This is a genomic window from Pseudomonas sp. GW821-FHT12A04, from assembly GCF_058807755.1.
The window spans coordinates 82,812-109,079 of record NZ_JBXAQZ010000009.1 but is presented as its reverse complement, the minus strand read 5'-3'; the positions used below and the strand labels follow the sequence as shown (position 1 = coordinate 109,079).

The 26,268-nt window shown below is 60.7% G+C and carries 23 protein-coding genes; 10 read left to right on the top strand and 13 right to left on the bottom strand.

Annotated features, from left to right (window positions below):
- Positions 1–3: 3 nt before the first annotated feature.
- The 3 genes from mupP (at position 4) to AC1RS8_RS15655 (ending at position 2,877) form a co-directional block, all read left to right on the top strand.
- Entirely contained in the window at positions 4–675 is a 672-nt protein-coding gene (mupP, locus tag AC1RS8_RS15665) for an N-acetylmuramic acid 6-phosphate phosphatase MupP (protein ID WP_057713765.1), read from the top strand.
- Positions 676–832: 157 nt separating this feature from the next.
- Positions 833–1,573: a YciK family oxidoreductase gene (locus AC1RS8_RS15660; protein WP_007999919.1), complete on the top strand. Its 741-nt coding sequence runs from the start codon at positions 833–835 to the stop codon at positions 1,571–1,573.
- A 377-nt stretch (positions 1,574–1,950) separates the two neighbouring features.
- On the top strand, positions 1,951–2,877 hold the full coding sequence (locus AC1RS8_RS15655) for a GGDEF domain-containing protein (protein ID WP_057713764.1): 927 nt from the start codon (positions 1,951–1,953) through the stop codon (positions 2,875–2,877).
- A 138-nt stretch (positions 2,878–3,015) separates the two neighbouring features.
- Here AC1RS8_RS15655 and AC1RS8_RS15650 read toward each other — a convergent pair whose 3' ends face one another.
- The 7 genes from AC1RS8_RS15650 to AC1RS8_RS15620 all read right to left on the bottom strand — a co-directional run bounded on the left by AC1RS8_RS15650 (position 3,016) and on the right by AC1RS8_RS15620 (position 10,830).
- Positions 3,016–3,777, bottom strand: a complete 762-nt coding sequence (locus tag AC1RS8_RS15650) for an iron-containing redox enzyme family protein (protein ID WP_219733187.1) — start codon at positions 3,775–3,777, stop codon at positions 3,016–3,018.
- A gap of 76 nt (positions 3,778–3,853) precedes the next feature.
- Complete coding sequence (locus AC1RS8_RS15645) at positions 3,854–6,313, bottom strand: EAL domain-containing protein (protein ID WP_489339041.1); 2,460 nt, start codon at positions 6,311–6,313, stop codon at positions 3,854–3,856.
- A gap of 187 nt (positions 6,314–6,500) precedes the next feature.
- Positions 6,501–8,318: an ABC transporter ATP-binding protein gene (locus AC1RS8_RS15640; protein WP_429520567.1), complete on the bottom strand. Its 1,818-nt coding sequence runs from the start codon at positions 8,316–8,318 to the stop codon at positions 6,501–6,503.
- Positions 8,311–8,946, bottom strand: a complete 636-nt coding sequence (locus AC1RS8_RS15635) for a DsbA family protein (RefSeq protein ID WP_057713760.1) — start codon at positions 8,944–8,946, stop codon at positions 8,311–8,313. Before AC1RS8_RS15635 ends, AC1RS8_RS15640 begins: the two co-directional genes overlap by 8 nt.
- A gap of 3 nt (positions 8,947–8,949) precedes the next feature.
- A complete protein-coding gene (trhO, locus tag AC1RS8_RS15630; RefSeq protein WP_090457157.1) occupies positions 8,950–9,891 on the bottom strand; it encodes an oxygen-dependent tRNA uridine(34) hydroxylase TrhO in 942 nt (313 codons plus the stop codon).
- Between the two features lie 102 nt (positions 9,892–9,993).
- Positions 9,994–10,293, bottom strand: coding sequence for a BolA family protein (locus tag AC1RS8_RS15625; protein ID WP_090457159.1), 300 nt, complete (start codon positions 10,291–10,293; stop codon positions 9,994–9,996).
- A 12-nt stretch (positions 10,294–10,305) separates the two neighbouring features.
- Entirely contained in the window at positions 10,306–10,830 is a 525-nt protein-coding gene (locus AC1RS8_RS15620) for a DUF2059 domain-containing protein (RefSeq protein WP_007997268.1), read from the bottom strand.
- A 191-nt stretch (positions 10,831–11,021) separates the two neighbouring features.
- Between AC1RS8_RS15620 and AC1RS8_RS15615 the strand changes: the two genes are divergently transcribed.
- Positions 11,022–12,416, top strand: coding sequence for a class II fumarate hydratase (locus AC1RS8_RS15615; protein ID WP_489339043.1), 1,395 nt, complete (start codon positions 11,022–11,024; stop codon positions 12,414–12,416).
- A gap of 130 nt (positions 12,417–12,546) precedes the next feature.
- On the opposite strand, the gene AC1RS8_RS15610 is transcribed toward AC1RS8_RS15615, so the two are convergent.
- From AC1RS8_RS15610 to pap, 3 genes are all read right to left on the bottom strand, one after another.
- Positions 12,547–13,506 carry a DMT family transporter gene (locus AC1RS8_RS15610; protein WP_057713756.1) on the bottom strand — a complete coding sequence of 320 codons (960 nt, stop codon included), beginning with the start codon at positions 13,504–13,506 and terminating at the stop codon, positions 12,547–12,549.
- A gap of 262 nt (positions 13,507–13,768) precedes the next feature.
- Positions 13,769–14,953, bottom strand: a complete 1,185-nt coding sequence (locus AC1RS8_RS15605; RefSeq protein ID WP_489339044.1) for a thiolase family protein — start codon at positions 14,951–14,953, stop codon at positions 13,769–13,771.
- A gap of 102 nt (positions 14,954–15,055) precedes the next feature.
- Positions 15,056–16,576 carry a polyphosphate:AMP phosphotransferase gene (gene pap, locus AC1RS8_RS15600; protein WP_489339045.1) on the bottom strand — a complete coding sequence of 507 codons (1,521 nt, stop codon included), beginning with the start codon at positions 16,574–16,576 and terminating at the stop codon, positions 15,056–15,058.
- Between the two features lie 207 nt (positions 16,577–16,783).
- Here pap and mnmC point away from each other — a divergent pair, with 207 nt between their 5' ends.
- The 5 genes from mnmC (at position 16,784) to AC1RS8_RS15575 (ending at position 24,233) form a co-directional block, all read left to right on the top strand.
- Positions 16,784–18,763: a bifunctional tRNA (5-methylaminomethyl-2-thiouridine)(34)-methyltransferase MnmC2/FAD-dependent 5-carboxymethylaminomethyl-2-thiouridine(34) oxidoreductase MnmC1 gene (gene mnmC / locus AC1RS8_RS15595; protein ID WP_489339046.1), complete on the top strand. Its 1,980-nt coding sequence runs from the start codon at positions 16,784–16,786 to the stop codon at positions 18,761–18,763.
- A 170-nt stretch (positions 18,764–18,933) separates the two neighbouring features.
- Positions 18,934–20,706, top strand: coding sequence for an N-acetylglutaminylglutamine amidotransferase (locus AC1RS8_RS15590; RefSeq protein WP_489339047.1), 1,773 nt, complete (start codon positions 18,934–18,936; stop codon positions 20,704–20,706).
- Between the two features lie 3 nt (positions 20,707–20,709).
- Positions 20,710–22,458 (top strand): N-acetylglutaminylglutamine synthetase, encoded by a 1,749-nt coding sequence (ngg, locus tag AC1RS8_RS15585; RefSeq protein WP_489339048.1) that lies wholly within the window; start codon positions 20,710–20,712, stop codon positions 22,456–22,458.
- A gap of 156 nt (positions 22,459–22,614) precedes the next feature.
- A complete protein-coding gene (locus tag AC1RS8_RS15580) occupies positions 22,615–23,805 on the top strand; it encodes an osmoprotectant NAGGN system M42 family peptidase (protein WP_150726222.1) in 1,191 nt (396 codons plus the stop codon).
- 200 nt (positions 23,806–24,005) lie between these two features.
- Positions 24,006–24,233 (top strand): YheU family protein, encoded by a 228-nt coding sequence (locus tag AC1RS8_RS15575; protein WP_056727184.1) that lies wholly within the window; start codon positions 24,006–24,008, stop codon positions 24,231–24,233.
- Positions 24,234–24,238: 5 nt separating this feature from the next.
- Here AC1RS8_RS15575 and csrA read toward each other — a convergent pair whose 3' ends face one another.
- From csrA to AC1RS8_RS15560, 3 genes are all read right to left on the bottom strand, one after another.
- Positions 24,239–24,424, bottom strand: coding sequence for a carbon storage regulator CsrA (csrA, locus tag AC1RS8_RS15570; protein WP_057713749.1), 186 nt, complete (start codon positions 24,422–24,424; stop codon positions 24,239–24,241).
- A 154-nt stretch (positions 24,425–24,578) separates the two neighbouring features.
- Complete coding sequence (locus tag AC1RS8_RS15565; protein WP_057713748.1) at positions 24,579–24,911, bottom strand: YnfA family protein; 333 nt, start codon at positions 24,909–24,911, stop codon at positions 24,579–24,581.
- 64 nt (positions 24,912–24,975) lie between these two features.
- On the bottom strand, positions 24,976–25,791 hold the full coding sequence (locus AC1RS8_RS15560) for an SDR family oxidoreductase (protein ID WP_057713747.1): 816 nt from the start codon (positions 25,789–25,791) through the stop codon (positions 24,976–24,978).
- A 277-nt stretch (positions 25,792–26,068) separates the two neighbouring features.
- Here AC1RS8_RS15560 and AC1RS8_RS15555 point away from each other — a divergent pair, with 277 nt between their 5' ends.
- Positions 26,069–26,227, top strand: a complete 159-nt coding sequence (locus tag AC1RS8_RS15555) for a DUF3309 family protein (RefSeq protein WP_172435350.1) — start codon at positions 26,069–26,071, stop codon at positions 26,225–26,227.
- Positions 26,228–26,268 lie beyond the last annotated feature (41 nt).

Below are 26,268 nucleotides of genomic sequence, written 5' to 3'. Positions count from 1 at the left end.
CCGATGCCAATCAGAGCAGTTCTTTTCGACATGGACGGCACCCTGCTCGACACCGCGCCGGACTTCATTGCGATCTGCCAGGCGATGCGTGCCGACCGTGGCTTGCCACCGATGAACGACAAACACATTCGCGACGAGATTTCCGGCGGCGCCAAGGCGATGGTCGCAGTGACCTTCTCCATGGACCCGGAATCGCCGGGATTCGAGGAGTTGCGCCTGGAGTTCCTGGAGCGCTACCTCGTCGGTTGTGCCGTCCATAGCAAGCTGTTCGACGGCATGGGCGAACTGCTGGCGGACATCGAGAAGGCCAACCTGATCTGGGGCGTGGTCACCAACAAGCCGTTGCGCTTCGCCGAGCCGATCATGCAACAGCTGGGACTGGCCGAGCGTTCGGCGCTGCTGATCTGCCCGGATCATGTGAAAAACAGCAAACCGGATCCCGAGCCGCTGATCCTCGCCTGCAAGATGCTCGACCTCGATCCGGCCAGCGTGCTGTTCGTTGGCGATGACCTGCGCGACATCGAGTCCGGCCGTGATGCCGGCACCAAGACTGCTGCGGTGACCTTCGGCTACATCCACCCGGATGACAACCCGCGACACTGGGGAGCGGACGTGGTGGTCGATCATCCGTTGGAGCTGCGCAAGGTTTTGGATAGCGCCCTCTGTAGCTGCTGAGACTGTCGTTGACCTCTGTAGGAGCGAGCTTGCTCGCGAAGAACCTGAGAGCGCCACGGGGTCGTCATCGTTTACGCCCATCGTCGGAACGCCGCCCGGAGCAAGCTCGCTCCTACAGGGATAGCGCTTGACCTGAAGAATTTTTGTAGAGGTTTTTATGTTTGATTATTCCGCCCGCCCCGAACTGCTCAAGGATCGGGTCATCCTGGTCACCGGCGCAGGACGCGGCATCGGTGCCGCAGCGGCAAAAACCTACGCGGCACACGGCGCAACCGTGCTGCTGCTGGGCAAGACCGAAGCCAACCTGACCCAGGTCTACGACGAAATCGAAGCCGCCGGCCATCCACAACCGGCAGTCATCCCCTTCAACCTCGAAACCGCCCTGCCCCATCAATACGATGAGCTGGCAGCGATGATCGAAAGCGAATTCGGGCATCTCGACGGTCTCCTGCACAATGCCTCGATCATCGGCCCGCGCACGCCGATCGAGCAGCTTTCCGGCGAAAACTTCATGCGGGTCATGCAAGTCAACGTCAATGCCATGTTCATGCTCACCAGCACCCTGCTGCCGCTGCTCAAGTTGTCGCAGGATGCCTCGGTGGTGTTCACTTCCAGCAGCGTCGGCCGCAAGGGGCGTGCATATTGGGGCGCTTACGGCGTCTCCAAATTCGCCACTGAAGGCTTGATGCAAACCCTGGCTGACGAAGTCGATACCGTGGCCCCGGTGCGCTCCAACAGCATCAACCCGGGCGCCACCCGCACCAGCATGCGCGCCCAGGCTTACCCGGGTGAAAACCCACTGAACAACCCGACGCCCGAGGAGATCATGCCGGTCTACCTTTACCTGATGGGCCCGGACAGCACCGGTATCAATGGCCAGGCGTTCAACGCCCAGTAACGACCGTACGTCGCTTTTTAGTGCCGCGCCAGCTTCCTGTCGCGGCACTTGAAGGCTCTCGGGTTCGAGCCAGGCACCTGTCAAACAAACGTCACACGCTGCGCTACACAGGCAGCAGACAAACAACAACCCATTGATTTAATACGACTTTTATTCGGATGAACCGAATGGCACGACTTTCGCTCTAAGTTTGCTCAGACACGTAAAGTGAAAGCAGACGGGGGTGAAGCTTGAGCGCAGAGATTACTCATCTTCTACAAAGCGGATTAAACTTGTACGAAATGTCCTACGGGACTGACGGACCAGTACGACGCGCAGCCCTAAGCCGCTCTCACCCTGCTTGTAAGACAGCCTTACTGCTTAGGGGCGCATGCCTTATGAAACCACCTTCCCAGACCAACGCAATTGACTTCGATAGCGCCAAATTGCAGCGCCTGGGCTTTGGTCAGCAGCCTCCCCTCCTGGAAAGACCTGTCAGTCTTGCGCAATTGCGCCAGCAACTGAGCCTGCAGTTGCAAACCAGTCTGGAGCCGCAACGCATTCTTGGGACGTTCTATCGCGAGATTCAGCGGTTGGTGCCGTTGGACGCCTTGTGCTACCAGCACAAGAGCAGTGACCTGCGCCTGGAGTTCGGCCAACGCGGCCACCACTCCATCAGTTACAGCCTCAGCCACGAAGGCGAACACCTGGGTGAGCTGATCTTCCGTCGCAATCAGCGTTTCAGCGAACAGGATCAGGGCAATCTCGAATCACTGCTGGCCGCACTGCTTTTCCCGATGCGCAATGCGCTGCTGTACCGTACCGCCACCCAAAGCGCACTGCGCGACCCGCTGACCGGTGCCGGTAACCGCATCGCCATGGACCAGACGCTGCAAAGGGAAATCGAACTGTCCCGGCGCCATCTGCAACCGTTGTCAGTACTGATGCTGGACATCGATCATTTCAAGCTAGTCAATGATACCCATGGTCACAGCACAGGTGATGACGTGCTCAAGGCGGTCGCCGCCACGATCAAAAACCAGCTGCGCAACGTGGACATGGTGTTCCGCTATGGCGGCGAGGAGTTCCTGATCCTGCTGTCGAATACCTGTCGCGAGGCCGCGGCCATGGTCGGTGAGCGGCTGCGGTTTGCAGCCCAGTCTGAAGAGTACCTGGCCGATGGTCACAGGATCCTGCTGACGGTCAGCCTCGGCTGTTCGACCCTGTTGCCCGGCGAGTCTGCCGAAAGCCTGTTGCGACGGGCAGACAGCGCGTTGTATGTGGCCAAGCGCGAAGGTCGTAACCGGCTGGAGATGGCGGGCTGATTTTTCAGCCACGACACAAACCAATGTGGGAGCGGGCTTGCTCGCGAATGGGATCTGACTTTCAACGATGATGTTGACTGACAGTCCGTATTCGCGAGCAGGCTCGCTCCCACAGTTGTTTTTCAAGCAGCGATTGAATCAGCCTTCGGCCAATGCCATCCGCTCACGCACGACCGGTACCCACTCTGCGTGCTCCATTTGCATGCAACGTTCGAGAAACAGGTACATATAGTCGTAGCTCTTGCAAACGGCCTGACGCAACTCCACCTGCAGGGATTTGCCGGGGTTGGTGCCCGCCAATGTGCAGATGATCTCAAGGGCTTCCCATGGATGGGCATCGTCGTACTGGGCATGCATCTTCAGCCACTTCATCGCCCGCTTACGATCTTCCTCGGGGAACGAGGCGGCGTAGATACCGTTGGAACACACTACCGCCGACCATTCCCCGGTCGCTCCTTCGATGGCGTAGTTGGTGGCGGCAATCGCAACGATCAGCGAGTCGGCTGAACTGGTGTGCCAGCACCAATGGCTCAAGGCGTGAAGCTCGGGGGGAACCTGCTGAGCCTGCAGCTCTTCCAGGCTGACACCGTGCGCGCGACTCCAGTTCACCCAGTAATCGGCGTGGTTCAGTTCGACGCGGATGTTACGCATCAGCCAGCGACGGGCCATGTCTTCGCCGGGATGACGGGCAAAGCGGGTCTTGGTCAGGTTTTGTGCCATATACAACGCGAACTGTTCGACCACCGGCCAGCCACCGATCAGGTACTGGCGCATGGTCTTCGCACTGAGTTTGTTGTCTCGCATGCGTTGGTACAGTTCGTGTTCGACAACCCGGCGCTTGCTCTCGCTGCAATCCTGGATCAGGCGCTGGGCCCAGGCAGGGTAACTTGCAGCTTCCATGAGCGGTCCGGTTCGGTTGAATGTATCGATCACTGTCGAGCTCCTTTTGATTGTGATTGTAAGACCGGCAGGAGTCTCAACGGAACGTGCCAGGCGCCTTGAACAACAGCGGTTGCGGCCTGGCGGGACGACTTAACAGACTATCACTGGTAAACAACTGCGGGCGTTCAATCACATACCCTTGAGCGTAATCCACCCCGATTTCCAGCAATGCCTGCTCGATCTGGGGCGTTTCGACAAACTCGGCAATCGTGCGCTTACCCATCACATGGCCAATGTGATTGATCACTTCGACCATGGCGCGGTTAATCGGGTCGTCCAGCATATCCTTTACGAAACTCCCGTCGATCTTCAGGAAGTCTACAGGCAAATGTTTCAGGTACGCGAATGAGGACATTCCGGCGCAAAAGTCATCCAGCGAAAAATGGCAGCCTAAGCCTTTGAGTTCATTAATGAATCGAATGGCGCTGCCAAGATTTGAAATGGCACTGGTTTCAGTAATTTCAAAACAAATCATTTCAGGCGGAATCGAATACGTCACAAACTGTTCGCGCAAGAAGTCCAGAAACGCCTCATCCCCAATCGTCGTGCCTGACAGATTGATCGCACACATAGCCAGCGGTCCGTGGCCTTGCTCGGCCCGGCATTGGGCGATGATCTTGAACACGTTCTGCACCACCCAACGATCAAGCGAGCTCATCAGGCCATAGCGTTCAGCTGCCGGAATGAAGCTGTCGGGCAAGATCATCCGCCCGGCTTCATCATGTAGTCGCAGCAGGATTTCAATGTGCCCGCCGCCCTGATCGACATGACCCAAGGGGGCAATTTCCTGGGCGTACAGGCAGAAGCGGTCTTCCTCCAGCGCCATGTGCAAACGCTGCACCCAGGCCATCTCGCCGAAGCGCAGGGACAATTCCGAGTCATCCGGATGATAGACCTGGACCCGGTTCCGACCCTTTTCCTTGGCCATGTAGCACGCCATGTCGGCAGCACGCAGCGAGGCTTCGAGCGTCGTCGGGTTCTGCGCGACATGGACCAGCCCGATACTGACAGTGGTCACGAAAGGCCGGCCTTTCCAGACAAAATGCAGATTCTGCACCGTCTGGCGCAGGCTTTCGGCAATTTTCTCCGCCGCTTCCGGTGCGCAGTTTTCCAGCAGGATGCCGAACTCGTCGCCGCCAAGGCGCGCCAGGGTGTCGCCTTCGCGCAGCCCCGATTGCAACAGCGCGCAGATGTGCCGCAGCAGTTCGTCCCCCGCCGCGTGGCCGCAGGTGTCGTTGACCAGCTTGAACTGGTCCAGATCGAGGAACATCAGGGCATGGCGACCCGAATGGCGGGTCAGGTTGTGCAGCGCCTGTTCCAGGCGATATTCGAACTCGCGACGGTTGGCAAGGCCGGTCAAGGCATCGTGGGTCGCCTGCCACGACAGATTGGCGATGTACTGCCGCTCCTGGGTCATGTCATGCAGCACCAGCACCGTCCCGCTGACTTTTCCGGCATTGCGGATGGGCGCGCCCACCAGCGTGACCGACACCGTGCTGCCGTCCAGGCGTTGAATCAACTTGGAGTGTTCACTGCCGCCACTGAGCTGGCCGCTCAGAATATGCTCGATCAGGGTGAAACCATCGGTCTGGGCATTTTCGTCCAACAGGTTGAACAGCGCCGCCAGCGGCAATCCCGTCGCCTGCTCGGCCTTCCAGTGGGTCATCGCCTCGGCCGCCGGATTCATGTAGGCGATTGCACCGGAAACATCCGTGGTGATCACCCCATCACCAATTGATTGCAAGGTGATCTGCGCCCGTTCTTTTTCCAGTTGCAGCGCATCGGCGAACGCATGGCGCTGCTTGAGCAGTTTATGGGTGCGCATCAGCGCCAGCGCAATCAATCCAAGAGCAGTGGCGAGGTTAGTCAGCAGCAGCAAACGAAGAATGACCCGCGAACCCTCACCCAAGGCATCGCTGAACGCCTTTGCCGCCGGCGTCACACCGTCGTTGATGGCGAAAATCTGCTCCTTCCAGCGCTGTACGTCCGCGCCGGAGGCCGGGCCGGCAGTGATGTGCTGATGCATGTCCCGCGCAACGTCATCGAGCTGGACTAGATAGGCATCCCCCACGGTCCAAAGGTGGATGGCTTTTTCGAGGTAACTGAAGTGACGAAAGTTGAGGTACAGCCAGATCAGGCTGGAAACGTCTTCCGGGTGGTTGCCACCCTTGAGAATCGCCACACGTGCCGCCTCTATATTCGGCGGTTGATGATCCAGCGCCACACGCAACTCATGCCCGCCCTGAGGCACGGAAATGGCGTGCTGGTATTTACGAAAAATCGCTTCGTCGCCGCTGTCGGCATAGAGGTTGAGGTAATAGATTGCGTCCTTCTGGCCCTTGGACCAGAGGCTTTCGCCGGCAACATAGCCGCGAACCGCCGACAGTACGTAAAGGCTAACGCCGCCCAACAAGGCTTGAAACACTACAACGGCGATAAATGGCCAGACGATGCCCAACAGCCGTGGCGTTCCGAGAGTCCGCGTTTGATTCATGAGGTCCCTTGCATTAGCACCGCTTGCTCGTCTTCCGGACGAAATCGCTATAGCTAGACTAGGTTGCGATTCCGATCCCGGCAAGCGACAAGCTATGCCCGGAGGGAATATCGCGGCCACTGAATTCGGCCGCGATGATGTTTTTTATAGTATTGAAGTGGCGCCCTGCAACCTTGATATCATTTCACTACAACCGCTGCAAATGCCCATACAGCTTGGCGTACAGGCCACCGTCGGCAATCAGTTGCTGATGATCGCCATCCTCGGCAATTTGCCCGCCGTCGAACACCAGCACACGGTCGGCCTGTTTTACCGCCGAAAGGCGGTGGGCAATGATCAACGTGGTGCGGTTGCTCAGAAACCGCGCCAAGGCCTGGTGCAGGTTGTATTCGGTGGCGGCATCCAGCGCAGAGGTGGCTTCGTCGAGAATCACCACCTTGGGCTCGGCCAGTACCATCCGGGCGATGGCCAGGCGTTGACGTTGCCCGCCGGACAACCGCACCCCGGAGCGCCCGACGATGCTGTCCAGGCCCTTGGGCAAATCCCGGACCGTACCGTGCAATTGGGCGATTTCCAGCGCCTGCCAGCAGGCCTCGTCACTGCGCTCGCGACCCATGGTCAGGTTGGCCCGGATGGTATCGTTGAACAGCGCCGGATGTTGCAGGACCACGGCAACATTTTCCCGCACGGTTTCCAGGCCGATCTCCTGCTGGGTCGAACCGCCGAAGCGAATGGTTCCGGCCAACGGCGTGTACAAGCCCAGCAGCAGTTGCACCAGCGTGCTCTTGCCGCCACCACTGGCGCCGACGATCGCGACCTTTTCGCCAGGGGCGATGGACAGGTTCATCTGGTTCAGGACCAGTTCATCACCGTAACCGAAGCTCAGCCCTTGTACTTCCAGCCCGACCGTCTCGCGACCGACGAAAGGGTCTATGCCGCCCGGGTATTGGGGCTCATCGGCTCGGGACAGCAACTCGTTGATCCGCGACAGCGCACCGCCGGCAGCGTAGTAGGCATATTGCAGGTTCAGCAACTGTTCAACCGGGCCGATCATGAACCACAGGTAGCTGAACACCGCGAGCATCTGGCCGATTGAAAGGTCGGAAAACAGCACGGTGAGCATCGCCGCGGCCCGGAAAATATCGATACCGAACTGGAACAGCAAACCGCTGGCCCGGTTCGATGCATCGGTTTTCCATTGCGAATTCACCGCATAGTCACGCACGTCCCGGGCGCGCTGGCCCAAGCGACCGAGGAAAAACCCCTGGCGGTTGCCGGCGCGAACTTCCTGGATGGCATCCAGCGTTTCGGTCAGCGCCTGGGTAAAGCGTGAAGTGCTGTCGTTCTCGAGTTTCTTCAGATGTTTGACCCGCTTGCCCAACTGCACCGTGGCATAGATCACCAGCGGGTTGAACAGCAGAATCAGCAAAGCCAGCTGCCAGTGCATCCACATCAGAATGCCCGCCGTGCCGACCAGGGTCAGCATGGCCACGAGGAAACGGCTGAGGGTTTCGCCGACGAATTTGTCCAGCGTGTCCAGGTCGGTGACCAGGTGCGTAGTCACCGTTCCGCTGCCCAGGCTTTCGTATTCGCCCAGGGAGATACCCTTGAGACGCTCGATCAGGCGTATGCGAATGCGGTAGACGATGTCCTTGGCCAACCCGGCGAACAATTTCGCCTGCACCACGTTGAACAGCAGAGCCGTGCAACGCAGGGTCAAGGTCACCACCAGCATCAGGCCGATGTAGCCAGCGGCCTTCTGCCAGCCTTCGGGCAGCACGTGGTTCATGATCTTCAGCGCGGCATCACCGTGCCCCAGCAACACCTCGTCCACCAGCAACGGCAGGAGCAAGGGAATCGGCACGCTGCACAAGGTCGCCAGCACGGCTACGCCGTTGGCGATCCACAGGGATTTCTTGTGATGCAGGGCCAGGCGGCGGATTTCCGCCCAGCTCAGACGGTCGACACGTTTAGCGGGTGCGACATCATCAGGCAGGTCATGCACAGGCAGCACGCTCCAGCCAGCGGCCGAGCAGCGGGGACAACTCGCTCAACGGCTGATAGCCATTGGTCAACAACGCCAGTTGGCCGTTACGCTCGGCCAGCAGGGTGGGGAAACCGGCAATGCCCAGGTCCTGGACCCAGGTGAAATCGGCTTCAGTCGCAGTGTGCATGTCGGCACGGTCGAAAGCGGCGGCGAACTCGATGCGCGGCACGCCGGCCTGCTCGGCCAGTTCCACCAGCACGCTGGCGCGGGTGACGTCCCGACCTTCGACATAAAACGCATGCTGAATCAGCCCGAGCAGCTTCCAGGCACAATCCGGCGCCAGTCCGCGCGCCGTCACCAGTGCCCGGCAGGCAGGCTCGGTGTCGTAGACAAAGCCATCGGGTAACGCGCCCTCAAACTTGAAGGGCTGGCCGGTGGCCTCGGTGACCGCCTGCCAGTGCTCAAGAATGTAGCGTCGGGTGGTCGGCTCCAGCGCCGCACCGCTACCGGTGCGCAAACCACCCACGATCAAGTGCACATCCACACCCGCGGCTTGCGCCTGCTCGACCAGTGACTTGGCCACGGGGGCAAACCCCCAGCACCAGGAACACATCGGGTCCATCACATAGAGCAGGCGCGCAGACATGGTTCAGGCCTCGGAAGATGCTTGCTTGTAGTTGAAGCCGATCGGGTGAGGCTGGTTACGAGCCTTGGCCAGTTCGATCTGCTTCTGCCGGTCGATCGCACTGCGACGGGTCTTCTCGCTCAGCTTATCCCAGCAATGCGGGCAACTGATGCCGGCCACGTAATGCTCGGACGCGCGGTCTTCCACACTCACCGGTGTGCGGCAGGCATGACATTGATCGTAGTCGCCCTCGCTCAGGTCGTGACGAACGGTCACGCGGTTGTCGAACACGAAGCAATCGCCCTGCCACTTGGTTTCTTCCTGCGGCACCTCTTCGAGGTACTTCAGGATGCCACCCTTGAGGTGAAAAACCTCACCGTAGCCCTCGCTGAGCATGTAGCTCGAGGCCTTCTCGCAGCGGATGCCGCCAGTGCAGAACATCGCGACCTTCTTGTGCACGGCCGGGTCGAAGTTGGCTTTGATGTAATCGGGAAATTCGCGAAAACTGGTGGTTTTCGGGTCGATGGCGCCTTCGAAGGTACCGATCGAGACTTCGTAGTCGTTACGGGTGTCGATCAACAACACTTCCGGGTCGCTGATCAGCGCGTTCCAGTCCTGTGGATCGACGTAGGTGCCGACCTTTTTGTTCGGGTCCACGCCTTCCACGCCGAGGGTGACGATTTCTTTCTTGAGTTTGACCTTGGTGCGGTAGAACGGCTGCTCGTCGCAGTACGACTCTTTGTGGTCGATGTCGTCCATGCGCGGGTCGTTCTTGAGCCAGGCCATCAGCCCGTCGATGCCTTCGCGGCTGCCGGACACGGTGCCGTTGATGCCTTCTTCGGCAATCAGCAGGGTGCCTTTGATGCCGTTGTCGACCATCGCTTGCAGCAGGGGCTCGCGCAGGGCGACGTAATCTTCCAGGGTGACGAACTTATACAGTGCCGCCACGACAATCTGTTGTGTCATGGGTAAATCTCCAGGTGGCTACCCTCGTAAGGGGTGAACCGGATGCGAAAAAAAACGCGCCGGGTTAGCGGCGCGTTGGGCATTCTAACAAAAAACCGGAGTTTAGTGCTTGCTGCCGCCGGCACAGGTCGGCGAGGCCGGAGCTGCGTCAATCTGTGCCCATTCTTCTGGCGTGTAGGTATGCAGCGCCAACGCATGGAACTCTCCCATCAGCTCGCCGAGCGTGCCGTAGACCTTCTGGTGGCGCTTGACCCGGTTCAGGCCTTCGAACTGCGTACTGACCACCACAGCCTTGAAATGGGTTTGCAGCCCACGGCTGTGCATGTGGCTTTCATCCAGCACTTGCAGATGCTCGGGCTGAAGCAGGCCCAGCGTCGATTCGATGCGTTGTTGCATGGTCATACCGAACTCCGCTTAAGGCTTTTTCTTGGCTGGGGCGGCTGCGTCTTTCGGCGTCAGCTCGGCGGTCATGTCAGCCAGCAGCTTGTTGACCACAGGCACCGCGCTTTCCAGCTTGGCCTGGGTCATCTGGGCCGATTGCTGGGTCAGCTGAGGCATTTTTTCCAGGACTTTCTTGCCCAGTGGCGACTGGTAGAACGCAACCAGGTCCTTGAGCTCGGATTCGGTGAAGTTGGTGGTGTAGAGCTTGACCATGTCCGGTTTCAGCTTGTTCCAGCCAATGGCCTGGTCCAGAGCGGCGTTGGCCTTGGCCTGGTAGGTTTCCAACACGGCCTTTTTCGACTCAGGGGCTTTGGTCTGTTCGAAACGCTGGGCAAACATCTGCTGTACTTGCATGTACACCGGGGTGCCCAGTTTGTCAGCGTGCGCCATGGTCAGGAAAGCCTCGGCACTGGCGTTATGGCTGGCGGTGTCGGCAAGAACCTGGCCGCTGGCGCAGACCAAAGCAACGGCGGTACAGATGGCACGAAGACGAGTCATCGAGTTTCCTTTTCTAGCTGGCGAGGTAAGACCCCAAGGGCGTCCATTCTGCGCCTAAAAAAGTGTGTCGCTCAACCCCAAGCCTTGTCGCACCTGATTTAGAGGGGTTGAATGGTCAATTTCAGACTGATGGAACCACGGCCGTCGATCACGGCCTAAACTGCGCAATCGGACCTACAGGAGTGAGCAAGATGAGCCGTATCGAAACCGACAGCCTCGGCCAGGTTGAAGTCCCGGATGAAGCCTATTGGGGCGCTCAGACGCAACGCTCGCTGATCAACTTCGCCATCGGCAACGAACGCATGCCGCTGGCCGTGTTGCATGCCCTGGCGCTGATCAAGAAAGCCGCGGCACGGGTCAATGATCGCAATGGCGACGTGCCCGCCGATATCGCCCGCCTGATCGAGCAGGCGGCCGACGAGGTGCTCGCCGGCGACCACGACGACCAGTTTCCGCTGGTGGTCTGGCAAACCGGCAGCGGTACCCAGAGCAACATGAACGTCAATGAAGTGATCGCCGGTCGCGCCAACGAGCTGGCCGGCAACCCCCGTGGCGGCAAGTCCCCGGTGCACCCCAACGATCACGTCAATCGCTCCCAGAGCTCCAACGACTGCTTCCCCACCGCCATGCATATCGCGGCTGTCCAGGCGGTGCAACAGCACTTGCTGCCGGCGATCAGCGAACTGTCTGGCGGGCTGGCCGAACTGGCCGCACGCCACATGAAACTGGTCAAGACCGGCCGCACCCACATGATGGATGCGACACCCATCAGCTTCGGCCAGGAGATCTCAGCCTTCATCGCGCAACTCGATTACGCCGAGCGGGCGATCCGCAGCGCACTGCCCTCGGTCTGCGAACTGGCCCAGGGTGGAACGGCCGTCGGCACCGGGCTCAATTCACCCCACGGCTTTGGTGAGGCCATCGCCGCAGAATTGGCCGCCCTCTCCGGTTTGCCGTTTATCACCGCGCCGAACAAGTTTGCCGCGCTGGCCGGTCATGAGCCGCTGACCACGCTGTCCGGCGCGCTGAAAACCCTCGCCGTGACGCTGATGAAAATCGCCAACGATCTGCGCCTGCTGGGTTCCGGCCCGCGCGCCGGCTTCGCCGAAGTCAGGCTGCCGGCCAATGAACCGGGCAGTTCGATCATGCCGGGCAAGGTCAACCCGACCCAATGCGAAGCGCTGTCGATGCTGGCCTGCCAGGTATTGGGCAACGATGTCGCCATTGGCTTTGCCGCCAGTCAGGGCCACTTGCAGCTCAACGTGTTCAAACCGGTGATCATCCACAACCTGCTGCAATCGATCCGTTTACTGGCTGATGGCTGCAGCAACTTCCAGCAGCACTGCGTGGCCGGTCTGGAGCCGGATGCGGAAAAAATGGCTGAGCACCTGGAGCGTGGCTTGATGCTGGTGACGGCACTCAACCCGCACATCGGCTATGACAAATCGGCGGAGATCGCCAAGAAAGCCTACAGCGAAGGCCTGACCTTGCGCGAGGCGGCGTTGCAGCTCGGGTATCTGACAGACGAAGAGTTCGATGCGTGGGTGAGGCCGGAGAACATGCTGGAGGGTGGGGCCAAGGGCTGAATCGGTAGCGCCTGATCGTCCGTCATCGCGGGCAAGCCACGCTCCCACAGGTTTTGCGTCGTTCATTGATATTGTGGACGACGCAAACCCTGTGGGAGCGTGGCATGCCCGCGATGAACGATAACGCGGTCTAACTGGCTGCCATCCGCACCTTCCGCGCCTTCAGCCCGGCAATCAACGAAGGCCCCAACGCCACCAGCGCCGACCCCAGCACCACCAGCACCGCACCGCCATATCCCAGGCCATTGATCGTCTCGGCATGCACATAGTCGGGCCACAGCCACGCAGCCATGGCAACCGCGGCAAAGGTCACCAACGGCGTGATGGCCAGCGTCGCGCTGACCCGGGAGGCTTCCCAATGGGCCAGGGCCTCGGCAAACGCGCCATAGGCAATCAGGGTGTTGAGGCAGCACGCCAGCAGCAACCAACCCTGCAAGGGGCTTAATTGCAACGCTTCGAGCGGATGCACCCACGGCGTCAACAGCGCTGCGCAGAACAGGTAGATCACCATCATCACCTGCAGCGAATTCCACACCGTCAGCAATTGCTTCTGCCCCAGGGCATAGAAGGTCCAGACCGTGGACGCCAGCAACACAAGCAGCACACCGGCGGTGTAGTCGGTCAGAGACGTGAGCAACTCACTCAAGCGCTGGTTGAAAAACAGCGCAAAGCCGATCAGCAGTACCAGCAGGCCAATCCCCTGCCCCAGGCTGAAACGCTCCTTGAACACAAACAGACTGGCGATCAGCAGCATGATCGGTCCCATCTGCACTACCAGTTGCGCCGTACCGGGGCTGAGCAGGTTCAGGCCCATCAGATACAACACATAGTTACCGACCAGGCCGAGCACCGCCATCAGCACCAACCAGCCACCACGAGGACCGAGCACCTTGCGGCTGGGCAGACGCCTGGTGGCCGCCAGGTAAATGAACAGGCAGCCGCCGGATACCATCAGGCGAAACCAGGTCACCGTCACCGGGTCCATTACCAGCAACACTTGTTTGAGCTTGATCGGCAGGATTCCCCACAACAACGCGGTCAACAAGGCCAGGAACAGACCGTAACCCCAGCGACCCGATGAAATGTGCATGTGAACCCCAACGCCAACTGACAGGAGTCGTCATTCTAGGCCCCCAGCGGTGGCGTACACAGGCACAGTTTCGGTCTGGCCGCGAATGAAACTGTGCGGGTCGTAATCTTCAGGTGATTTTTTTGACCGTGGCGCACCCATCGCGAGCAAGCTCGCTCCCACAGGTTTTGCGACGTACACAACATTTGTGATCGCCGCTGAACACTGTGGGAGCGAGCTTGCTCGCGATGACTATCGAACTGACAACGAGAAATATCGAGGCTTACCGCACCGCTTCAAACAGCCCGGTTGCCCCCATCCCGCCACCCACGCACATGGTGACGATGCCGTACCGCAGATTGCGTCGCTGCAATTCACGAACCAGATGCCCGACCTGGCGCGAGCCGGTCATGCCAAACGGGTGACCGATGGAAATCGAGCCGCCGTTGACGTTGTACCGGGCGTTGTCGATTTCCAGGCGATTGCGGCTGTACAGGCACTGCGAGGCGAACGCTTCGTTGAGTTCCCACAGGTCGATGTCGTCAATCCGCAAGCCTTTGGCCTTGAGCAGTTTCGGTACCGAAAATACCGGGCCGATGCCCATCTCGTCCGGCGCGCAACCGGCCACGGTAAAGCCGCGGAAGAACGCTTTCGGCTTGAGCCCCAGTTCCAGCGCTTTCTCCAGGCTCATCACCAGAGTCATGGACGCGCCGTCAGACAGCTGCGAAGAGTTACCCGCCGTGACCGAGCCATCTTCGGCGAACACCGGCTTCAACCCGGTCAGACTTTCCAGGGTGGTGTCCGGGCGGTTGCAGTCATCGCGGTCGACGATGCCGTCGAGGATCTGTGCTTGACCTGTGGCCTTGTCTTCAACGCGATACTTCACCGACATCGGCACGATTTCATCAGTGAACAGCCCGGCGGCCTGAGCCTCTGCGGTGCGCTGCTGGCTTTGCAACGCATACAGGTCCTGCTCTTGGCGGCTGACGTTGTACCGACGCGCGACGATTTCAGCAGTCTGGCCCATCGGGAAGTAGATGCCCGGCACCTGTTCCTTGAGCAGCGGATTGATCAGGTTGTCGGTGTTGACGCTCTTCATGGTCAGGCTGATGGACTCGACGCCGCCGGCGACGATGATGTCGCTGCAACCCGAAGCGATCTGGTTGGCGGCAATGGCGATCGCCTGCAGGCCCGAGGAACAGAACCGGTTGAGGGTCATGCCGGCCGTGCCGATGCCCAGGCGCGAGAGCACCGCGACATTGCGACCGATATTGAAACCCTGGGCGCCTTCGTTGGAGCCGGCGCCAACGATGCAGTCCTCGACGCTCGCCGGATCGATACCGGTGCGCGCCAACAGTGCATCGACACAGTGTGCCGCCATGTCGTCCGGGCGGGTCATGTTGAATTTACCGCGAAAGGATTTGGCCAGGCCGGTCCGCACGCTGTCGACGATCACCACTTCACGCATGACATACCTCATTGTTGTTATCGGTTGAGAGTGGACCGAGCATAAGTCCAGCTCTTCACCCGCCGCGACGATCATTCATCCCGCGTATGCGTAACCATGGCCTCAATCCTTGTCCTTACGCTTGCGTTCATGCCGGGCGGTTTTTTCGAAAGCCTCCTCCAGTGCCCGGTTGATGGTGCGCAAGACTTTGACCCGCGCCCAGCGTTTGTCGTTGGCTTCCACCAGGGTCCAGGGCGCAATCTCGGTGCTGGTACGGTCGACCATGTCGCCGACCGCCGCGCGATAGTCGTCCCATTTATCACGGTTGCGCCAGTCGTCCTCAGTGATCTTGAAGCGTTTGAAGGGGATCTTTTCGCGCTCTTCGAAGCGCTCCAGTTGCGTCTGTTTGTCGATGGACAGCCAGAACTTGACCACGATCACACCGGCGTCGGTGAGCTGTTCTTCGAAATCGTTGATTTCACCGTAGGCACGCAGCCAGTCTGCCGGGCTGCAAAAACCTTCGATGCGCTCCACCAACACCCGGCCATACCAGGAGCGGTCGAACACGGTGAACTTGCCCCGGGCCGGCAGGTGCCGCCAGAAGCGCCACAGATACGGTTGCGCCCGTTCTTCCTCGGTGGGCGCGGCAATCGGCACGATGCTGTACTGGCGCGGATCAAGCGCTGCCGCTACCCGGCGGATCGCCCCGCCCTTGCCGGCCGCGTCGTTGCCTTCGAACACCGCCACCAGCGCGTGGCGGCGCATGCGTTTGTCACGCATCAACCCGGAAAACCGCGCCTGCTCGGTGATCAGTTGTTCTTCGTAATCTTCTTTGTCCAACTGCAGGGTCAGGTCCAGGCTGTCGATCAGGTTCACTTGATCGACACTGGGGAACACTGGCGCGGCGCTGACCTTTTCCGGATGGATCTTCGGTCGCTTCAATGCGCCCTGCAGGCCCGCCAGCAGAATCCGCCCCACGGCCAGGCTGCGATAATGGGCATCCGCCCCGGCGATCACATGCCAGGGTGCATAAACGCGACTGGTGCGGCGCAGCGCCCGTTCACCATACTTCACGAACCTGTCGTAGGTTTGCGACTGCTGCCAGTCCAGCGGGCTGATGCGCCAGCTGTGCAGCGGGTCGTCGGCCAGTGCCTTGAGGCGAGCCTTCATTTGCTTCTTGGAGAGGTGGAACCAGAACTTGAAGATCAGCGCACCTTCATCGCAGAGCATCTTTTCCAGGCGCTCGGCGGCATTGATCGCCTGGTCCAGGCGCGGATCCTTGAACTCGCCATGGACCCGCCCCTGCAGCATCTGGCTGTACCAGTTGCCGAAGAAAATCCCCATGCGCCCCTTGGCCGGGAGCATCCGCCAGTACCGCCAGGCCGGTGGCCGCGCCAGCTCTTCGTCGGTTTGCTGATCGAACGTGCGGACCTCGATCAGGCGCGGGTCCATCCACTCGTTGAGCACCTTGATCGTCTCACCCTTGCCGGCACCTTCGATGCCATTGATCAAAATGATCACCGGGAAGCGGCGTTGCTGCTGCAATTCGAATTGCGCTTCGAGCAACGCTTCGCGCAGGGCCGGGATTTCGGCGTCGTAGGTTTCTTTGTCGATGGCGTGATCGATTTCGGCGGATTCAAACATGGGCGGCTCCCTTCCAGATGTGAGCAAGACTAGCGGATGGACCTGAAGGTCAGTGGAGATTTTCCGGATGGTTGCGGATTCCTGTGGCGAGGGGGCTTTGTGCAGGTTGATGATTTTCCCGGTTTCAGCCCGTTCATACCTTGCCACGGATCAAGCACCACACCTTCAATCGGCTAGAATGGCCGCCTTGCCGCTGCCGAGCCTGCCATGAAACCTGTATTGCCCCACGCCCAGCTCGACTGGGACGACCAAGGTCGCCCGTATTCGCGAGTGTTCGACGATGTGTACTTCTCCGACAAGTCAGGGCTGGATGAAACCCGCTATGTATTCATCGAGCAGAATCGACTGGCCGAACGCTTTGCCGCCTTGCCCAAGGGTGGGCGGCTGGTCATCGGTGAGACGGGGTTCGGCACCGGGCTGAATTTTTTGTGCGCCTGGCAGGTGTTCGAGCAACACGCAGCGGCCGGAGCGCGGCTGCATTTTGTCAGCGTAGAGAAATACCCGTTGAGCCCGGACGACTTGCAACGGGCCCTGGCACTGTGGCCGGAACTCAAGGTATTTGCCGATCAACTGCTTGAGCAATACGTGGCCATCCATCAGGGTTTTCAGCGCCTGACGCTGGACCACGGCCGCGTCACCCTGACGCTGCTGATCGGCGATGCACTGGAGCAACTGCCGCAACTCGATGCCCGAATCGACGCCTGGTTCCTCGACGGTTTCGCCCCGGCGAAAAACCCCGACATGTGGACCGCCGAACTGTTTGCCGAGCTGGCTCGCCTGGCCGCTCCCGGTGCATCCATCAGCACCTTCACCAGCACCGGCTGGGTGCGGCGCCTGCTCAACGCCGCCGGCTTCAAGATGAAACGCACCCCCGGCATCGGCCACAAATGGGAGATCCTGCGCGGTGAGTTCCTCGGCTGGCCCCTGGAAACGCCGGCCCCGGCCCTGGATAAACCCTGGTTCGCACGCCCGGCCCCGCTGACCGGCGAGCGCCAGGCACTGGTGATCGGTGCCGGCCTGGCCGGTTGTGCCAGCGCCGCCAGCCTCGCCGCGCGGGGCTGGCAAGTGACATTGCTGGAGCGCCACGACGCCATCGCCCGGGAAGCCTCGGGCAACCCGCAGGGTGTGCTCTACCTGAAGTTATCCGCCCATGGCACGGCGCTGTCGCAAATGATCGTCAGTGGATTCGGCTACACCCGACGTCTGCTCGAACACTTGCAACGAGGCCGCGATTGGGACGATTGTGGCGTGCTGCAACTGGCCTTCAATGCCAAGGAAGCCGAACGCCAGGCGCAATTGGCCGCGGCGTTTCCCGTGGACTTGCTGCACCTGCTGGATCAACCCGAAGCACAGGCCGTGGCCGGTATCGGACTGGCACACGGCGGCCTGTTCTATCCCGAAGGCGGCTGGGTCCACCCACCGGCGCTGTGCCAGTGGCAGGCTGCGCATCCACTGATTCAATTGCTCACCCATCACGATGCGCTGGAACTGCGCAAGGTTGAAGGCCGTTGGCAAGCCTGGGACAGCGAGCGGTTGCTTGCCGATGCTCCCGTGGTGGTGCTCGCCGGTGCGGCTGAAATCCAGCGTTTCCCCGAGAGCGCCGAGCTGCCGCTCAAGCGCATTCGCGGGCAAATCACCCGCTTGGCGCAAACTCCGCAAAGCCAGGCCCTGAGCACCGTGGTGTGTGCCGAAGGCTATGTCGCCCCCGCCCGTTTGGGCGAACACACCCTGGGGGCCAGTTTCGATTTCAAGAGCGATGACCTGACACCGACCACGGCAGAACACCTGGGCAACCTGGCCATGCTCGAAGAGATTTCCCATGATCTGGTCGAGCGTTTACAGGCCGATAAACTTGCGCCTGAAAGTCTCCAGGGGCGCGCCGCTTTTCGCTGCACCAGCCCCGACTACTTGCCAATCGTCGGCCCCTTGGCCGACACCCAGGCGTTCACTCAGGCGTATGCGGCGCTGGGCAAGGATGCCCGGCAGGTGCCGGACGTCGAATGCCCATGGCTTGACGGTTTGTACGTCAACAGCGGTCACGGCTCGCGCGGCCTGATCACCGCGCCGCTGTCCGCAGAACTGCTGGCAGCCTGGCTGGACAACGAACCCCTGCCGTTGCCCAGAAGCGTGGCCGAAGCCTGTCACCCCAACCGATTTGCCCTGAGACGCCTGATCCGGGGTAAGTAGTCGATAGAGCAGCCGAAGTCGCCCTCACGGGGCGATTCGGCCGTGGTCTGGCGCGCATATAACTCATCGATCTAAAACTCCCCTTACCGAGGAGGGTCACTTTCTGAGTACCCGCCGTTTCGGCGCGGTATCGATCGACCCTCCCCAACGGAAAAACCGGTAAGGAATTTATGTGCGGATTAGCTGGCGAGTTACGTTTTGATCATCAACCTGCAGACCTTGCAGCCATTGAACGAATCACCCATCACCTGGCCCCCCGCGGCCCCGACGCCTGGGGTTTTCATAGCCAGGGGCCGGTTGCCCTGGGCCATCGGCGCCTGAAGATCATGGACCTGTCGGACGGCTCGGCGCAGCCGATGATCGACCCGCAACTGGGCTTGTCCCTGGCCTTCAACGGGGCGATCTACAACTTTCCGGAACTGCGCGCGGAACTTGAAAGCCTGGGTTACGCCTTCTATTCCGGTGGCGACACCGAAGTGTTGCTCAAGGGTTATCACGCCTGGGGCGAAGCCTTGCTGCCGAAACTCAACGGCATGTTTGCCTTTGCCGTTTGGGAGCGCGATGCCCAACGCCTGTTCATCGCCCGCGACCGTCTCGGCGTGAAACCGCTGTACCTGTCGCGCACCGACCAGCGCCTGCGCTTCGCCTCGGCGCTGCCGGCATTACTCAAGGGCGGCGACATCAACCCGATCCTCGATCCCGCGGCGCTCAATCACTATCTGAACTTCCACTCCGTGGTCCCGGCACCGCGCACTTTGCTGGCGGGCATTGAAAAACTGCCGCCGGCCACCTGGATGCGCATCGAAGCCGATGGTCGCACCGAGCAGAAAACCTGGTGGACCCTGCCCTACGGCCCTCACGCCGATGAGACGAAGCTGACCCTCGAGGACTGGCGCGACCGTGTGCTCGACAGCACCCGCGAAGCGGTAGCGATTCGTCAGCGTGCGGCGGTGGATGTCGGCGTGCTGCTGTCCGGCGGTGTCGATTCAAGTCTGCTGGTGGGTCTATTGCGGGAAGTCGGCGTGGACAATCTGTCGACCTTCTCCATCGGCTTCCAGGATGCCGGCGGCGAGCGTGGAGACGAGTTCCAGTATTCGGACCTGATCGCCCGACACTACGGCACGCAGCACCATCAACTGCGCATCGACGAAAAGGAAATCATCGAACAACTGCCCGCCGCGTTCCGTGCCATGAGCGAGCCGATGGTCAGCCATGACTGCATCGCCTTCTACCTGTTGTCACGGGAGGTGGCCAAACACTGCAAAGTCGTCCAGAGCGGCCAGGGCGCCGATGAACTGTTCGCCGGTTACCACTGGTATCCGCAAGTGGACGGCGCGAGTGATTCGTATGCCGCGTACCGCGAAGCGTTTTTCGACTGCAGTTACGACGACTACGCCGCCACCGTGCAACCGAAATGGCTGACCGCGAATGACGCCGCCGGTGACTTCGTCAAAGCGCATTTCGCCCAGCCCGGTGCAGATGCGGCGGTGGACAAGGCCTTGCGTCTGGACAGCACGGTGATGCTGGTGGACGACCCGGTCAAACGGGTCGACAACATGACCATGGCCTGGGGCCTGGAAGCGCGCACGCCGTTTCTCGATTACCGCCTGGTGGAGCTGTCGGCACGGATTCCGGGGCGTTTCAAACTGCCGGACGGCGGCAAGCAAGTCTTGAAAGAAGCCGCGCGACAAGTGATTCCCAGTGAAGTGATCGACCGCAAGAAAGGTTACTTCCCGGTGCCGGGCCTCAAGCATTTGCAGGGCGATACGCTGGAATGGGTGCGCGAGCTGCTGCTTGACCCCAGCCAGGATCGCGGCCTGTTCAACCCCGCGATGCTCGACCGTCTACTGACTGATCCACAGGGGCAATTGACACCGTTGCGCGGCTCGAAGCTGTGGCAACTGGCGGCCCTCAACCTGTGGCTCAGCGAACAAGGAATCTGACCGATGAAACCTCACGCCACGGCTTTCAGCCAACGCCTGTTGCGCGGCCAGTCGCCCTCCTACGAACGCTTGCAGGCTCGTCTGGCCGAGGATGGCAGTGAACTCGGCGGGGCGCCGATTGCCGTGCATTGCGGCTGGGGGCGCTTGCTGATCGGCCACACCTTTGCCGATGCCGCGAGCCTGGCCGGGGAGTTGCTCAACGAGCAGCCCGGCGAACGGGACATTGCCCTGTACGTTGCCGCGCCCCAGCAAGTGCTGGGGCTGGAGCCGACGCAGCTGTTCCTCGACCCGTCCGATACCTTGCGCCTGTGGTTCAGCGACTACCGTCAGGCGACCCGGGTGTTTCGCGGTTTCCGCATTCGACGCGCGCAAAGCGATGCCGACTGGCAGGCGATCAATCAGCTGTATCAGGCCCGCGGCATGTTGCCGATCGATGCCACCCTGCTGACGCCGCGCCATCTGGGCGGCCCGGTGTACTGGCTGGCCGAAGACGAGGACAGCGGCGCGGTCATCGGCAGCGTCATGGGCCTCAACCACCACAAGGCCTTCAACGACCCGGAAAACGGCAGCAGCCTGTGGTGCCTGGCGGTCGACCCGCATTGTGCGCGGCCGGGTGTCGGTGAAGTGCTGGTGCGGCATTTGATCGAACACTTCATGAGTCGCGGGCTCGCCTGCCTCGACCTGTCGGTGCTGCACGACAACCGCCAGGCGAAAAACCTTTACGCCAAGCTCGGTTTTCGTAACCTGACGACCTTCGCCATCAAGCGCAAGAACGGCATCAATCAGCCGCTGTTTCTCGGGCCCGGCCCGGAAGCCGCGTTCAACCCCTACGCGCGGATCATTGTCGAAGAAGCACACCGTCGTGGCATCGATGTGCACGTCGATGACGCCGACGCCGGGATGTTCACCCTCAGCCATGGCGGGCGCCGGGTACGCTGCCGTGAATCCCTGAGCGACCTGACCAGCGCCGTCAGCATGACCCTGTGCCAGGACAAAAGCCTGACCCACAGAGTGCTCAAGGCAGCGGGGTTGAACCTGCCGGCGCAGCAACTGGCGGGTAACGCCGATGACAATCTGGCCTTCCTCGATGAACACCAGCGCGTGGTGGTCAAGCCACTGGATGGTGAACAGGGCCAAGGGGTGGCGGTGGATTTGCGCACCATAGAAGAAGTGCAGCAAGCCATAGAAGCCGCTCGCCACTTCGACAGCCGCGTGCTGCTGGAAAGTTTCCACGAGGGCCTGGACCTGCGCATTGTGGTGATCGGTTTTGAAGTGGTCGCCGCCGCCATTCGCCGGCCAGCCGAAGTGGTCGGCGACGGCCAACACTCCATCGGTGCATTGATCGAAGCCCAGAGCCGACGGCGACAGGCGGCCACGGGCGGCGAAAGCAAGATCCCGCAGGACCAGGAAACCCTGCGCACCTTGCGCGCCGCCGGATACGACTACAACAGCATTCTGCCGGCCGGTGAGCACCTGTTCGTACGGCGCACGGCGAATCTTCATACCGGCGGCGTGCTTGAGGATGTCACGGCGATCCTGCACCCGACGCTGGTGGACGCCGCCGTCCGCGCGGCTCGGGCGCTGGACATTCCCATGGTCGGCCTTGACTTGATGGTTTCCGCCGCTGACCAGCCGGACTATGTGTTTATCGAAGCCAACGAACGGGCCGGGCTGGCCAACCACGAACCGCAGCCGACGGCGGAGCGGTTTGTGGATCTGTTGTTTCCGTACAGTCAGCCGGTGGTCTCTTAGCCATGTGTTGGCTGGGCTGATGCCATCGCGAGCAAGCTCGCTCCCACCTTTGATCGCATTTCCCTGTGGGAGCGAGCTTGCTCGCGATGGCGGCCTGACAGGCAAAACAAACCCCTCATCGAAACCATCGATGCGCTCAACTCATCAGGAGTTTCCATGACCAGCAAAATCCCCGAACCGGACCTCGGCTATCTGCAAAAAGTGCTGCTGGAAATGCTCGCCATTCCCAGCCCCACCGGGTTCACCGACACCATCGTGCGCTACGTCGCCGAACGTCTTGAAGAACTGGGCATTCCCTTCGAGCTGACCCGTCGCGGCACCATCCGCGCCACGCTCAAGGGCAAGAAGAACAGCCCCGACCGCGCCGTTTCCGCCCATCTGGACACCATTGGCGCGGCGGTGCGTGCAGTAAAGGACAACGGCCGTCTGACCCTCGCGCCCGTCGGCTGCTGGTCCAGCCGCTTTGCCGAGGGCAGCCGGGTCAGCCTGTTTACCGACAATGGCGTGATCCGCGGCAGCGTCTTGCCGCTGATGGCTTCCGGGCACGCATTCAATACCGCCGTGGATGAGATGCCGATCAGTTGGGATCACATCGAATTGCGTCTGGACGCCTACTGTGCCACCCGTGCCGACTGCGAGTCGCTGGGCATCAGCGTCGGCGATTTCGTCGCCTTCGACCCGCTGCCGGAGTTCACCGAAAGCGGCCACATCAGCGCCCGTCACCTCGACGACAAGGCCGGGGTGGCCGCACTGCTGGCGGCGCTCAAGGCCATTGTCGACAGTGGTGAAGAACTGATGATCGACTGCCATCCGCTGTTCACCATCACCGAAGAAACCGGCAGCGGCGCGGCGGCGGCGCTGCCCTGGGACGTCAGTGAATTCGTCGGCATCGACATCGCGCCGGTCGCGCCTGGCCAACATTCCAGCGAGCATGCAGTGAGCATCGCGATGCAGGATTCCGGCGGGCCGTATGACTATCACCTGTCACGCCACCTCCTGCGCCTGGCCAGCGACAACGAGTTGCCGGCACGCCGCGACCTGTTCCGCTACTACTTCAGCGACGCCCATTCAGCGGTGACCGCCGGCCACGACATTCGCACCGCCCTGCTCGCCTTCGGCTGCGATGCCACCCACGGTTACGAGCGCACCCACATCGACAGCCTCGCCGCCCTGAGCCGCCTGCTCGGTGCGTACATCCTCAGCCCGCCCGTGTTTGCCAGCGATGCACAACCGGCCAAAGGCTCACTGGACCGCTTCAGCCATCAGCTCGAACATGACACACAGATGGAAAGCGATACACGGGTGCCGTCGGTGGACAGCCTGGTGGGGCAGCGGTCGGAGAACTGATCCAGGATCTTCATTGCCTGGTAAACCGCTATCGCGAGCAAGCTCGTTCCCACACTCGACCGCATTCCCATGAAAGAACCCGGTCGCCTGTGGGAACGAGCTTGCTCGCGATGGCGTCAGAGCAGACGACATCAAACCCCAGGCTAGCCGATACCGGTCATTCGCCGTAGCATCGCGCCATTGATCCAACCGAGGTGCCTATGCTGATCCCCCACGACCAACTTCAAGTCGACACCCTCACCCGCCTGATCGAGGATTTCGTGACCCGCGACGGCACGGACAATGGTGACGACACCCCCCTGGAAACCCGCGTACTGCGCGTGCGCCAGGCCTTGACCAAGGGTCAGGCACTGATTGTCTTCGACCCGGAAAGCGAGCAGTGCCAACTGATGCTCAAGCACGATGTGCCCAAGCACCTGTTCGACTGAAGTCTTCAGCGTCCCTTGGTTTTCGCCAGTTTGTTCTGGATGCGTTCGTAGATTTCACAGCGGTGCACATTGACGTCCTGAGGCGCTTCAACGCCAAAGCGGATGTTGCTTCCGTTGATCGCGAGAACGCGCACGGAAATGTTTTCACCGATGGAAATGGTTTCGCCCACAACGCGAGTGAGTACGAGCATGAGGAGTGTCCTTCAGGAGTTTCTGGCCCTTGAAGATGCCCGGCCCGCGGTACGCCTACAATGCTCCGACAGCAAACCAGACCGGACTGACAGCCCTTGACGCACACCACTTACGGAAAGGTCTGACAGACCGGTTGATTGTAGGGCCGATCTGTCAGGACGCGGAGAATCGCGGCCCGAACAGAATGATGCTCGCGCCGATCACACACAGCGCCACGCCGAGCCAGTCCGAACCCAGCGGACGAATCCGCTCGACCACGGCCAGCCAGCCGATTGAGGCAATGATGTAGATGCCGCCGTAAGCGGCGTAGGCGCGGCCGGCGTAGGTGGCTTCGATCCGGGTCAGCAGCAGGGCGAACAGGGTCAGGCTCAGGAGCGCCGGCACCACCCACCACATGCTTTTCCCCTGGCGCAGCCACATCCAGAAAGCAAAGCAACCGGCAATTTCGAACAGCGCGGCGACGAAAAACCACAGGTAATTAAGCATGCAAGCGTCTCGCGAGGATGGCCGATGGCGGCCACCCTAACCACAGCGTTGCCTGCGGGCAAGATCAGCTTGCGGATTGCCTGGCCTTGGCGCGCATTTTGTCGGCCATGGCGGTCATTTCGTTGTAGAGCAATTGCGGGTTCTTCTGCTTGATCGCCCAGGCCATGCGGCCCTGTTCGTGGGGCAGAATCATGAACTCGCCGGCGGCGACCTGCTGATAGATGTAGTCGGCGATGTCGGCGGCGCTGATGGGCGAGCTTTCCAGCAACTTGCCGACCTGGGCTTTCATGGCCGGGGTCGGACCACGGAAGGAGTCCAGCAGGTTGGTCTGGAAGAACGACGGACACACCACATGCACGCCGACTTCCTGATGCGCCAGCTCGATCAGCAGGCTTTCGGACAATGCCACCACGCCCGCCTTGGCCACGTTGTAGTTGCTCATCGCCGGGCCTTGCATCAGCGCGGCCATGGACGCGATGTTAATGATCTTGCCTTTGCTTTTTTCCAGCAGTGGCAGGAAAGCCTTGCAGCCCTTGACCACGCCCATCAGGTTGATCGCGATCTGCCAGTCCCAGTCCTCCAGGGACAACTCACTGAAGAACCCGCCAGACGCTACACCCGCGTTATTGACGATGACATCGATGCCGCCGAGTTTGACCTCGCAGGCCTGGGCGAACGCTGTCAACTGGCTGTAATCGCGTACGTCGCAGCGCTGGATGAAACCGTCGCCGCCCGCTTCGCGGACCAGCTTGAGGGTTTCCTGCAAGCCGGGCTCGCTGACGTCCGACAAAGCCAGTTGCCAGCCTTCACGCGCCCAGCGCAGCGCGATTTCGCGACCCAGGCCAGAGCCTGCACCAGTGATCATCATGCGATTTTGCATAGCAGACAGCCTTGTTGTTCTTGGAAGATGCACCGAGTGTAGCGAAGGAAATTGCCCGACCCACGCTCCATCAGATTGCTGAATGGCCCGAGCAAACTGCGGGAGCGTCTGACGCAATCAAGGCGACTACAAAAAATAAGAACCCGTGCGAAATACTTCAAAAAAACTTGGAATTTTCCTGCAAACGCAATAGTCCGAATTTTTAAGCAGCTCGAATTTACTTCATTCCCGCTGACCTTGATTGGCATGGTCAATCCACTGCATTTTCGACAAGGAAATAGACATGGGCACAATACTGATCATCATTCTGATCCTGTTACTGATCGGTGGTTTACCGGTCTTCCCGCACTCCAGAAGTTGGGGTTACGGCCCGTCCGGTATCATCGGCGTCGTATTGGTGGTGCTGTTGATCCTGCTCTTGCTTGGCCGAATATAAGTATCCGCCAGGCAAAAAAAGAGGCCCTTGAAGGGCCTCTT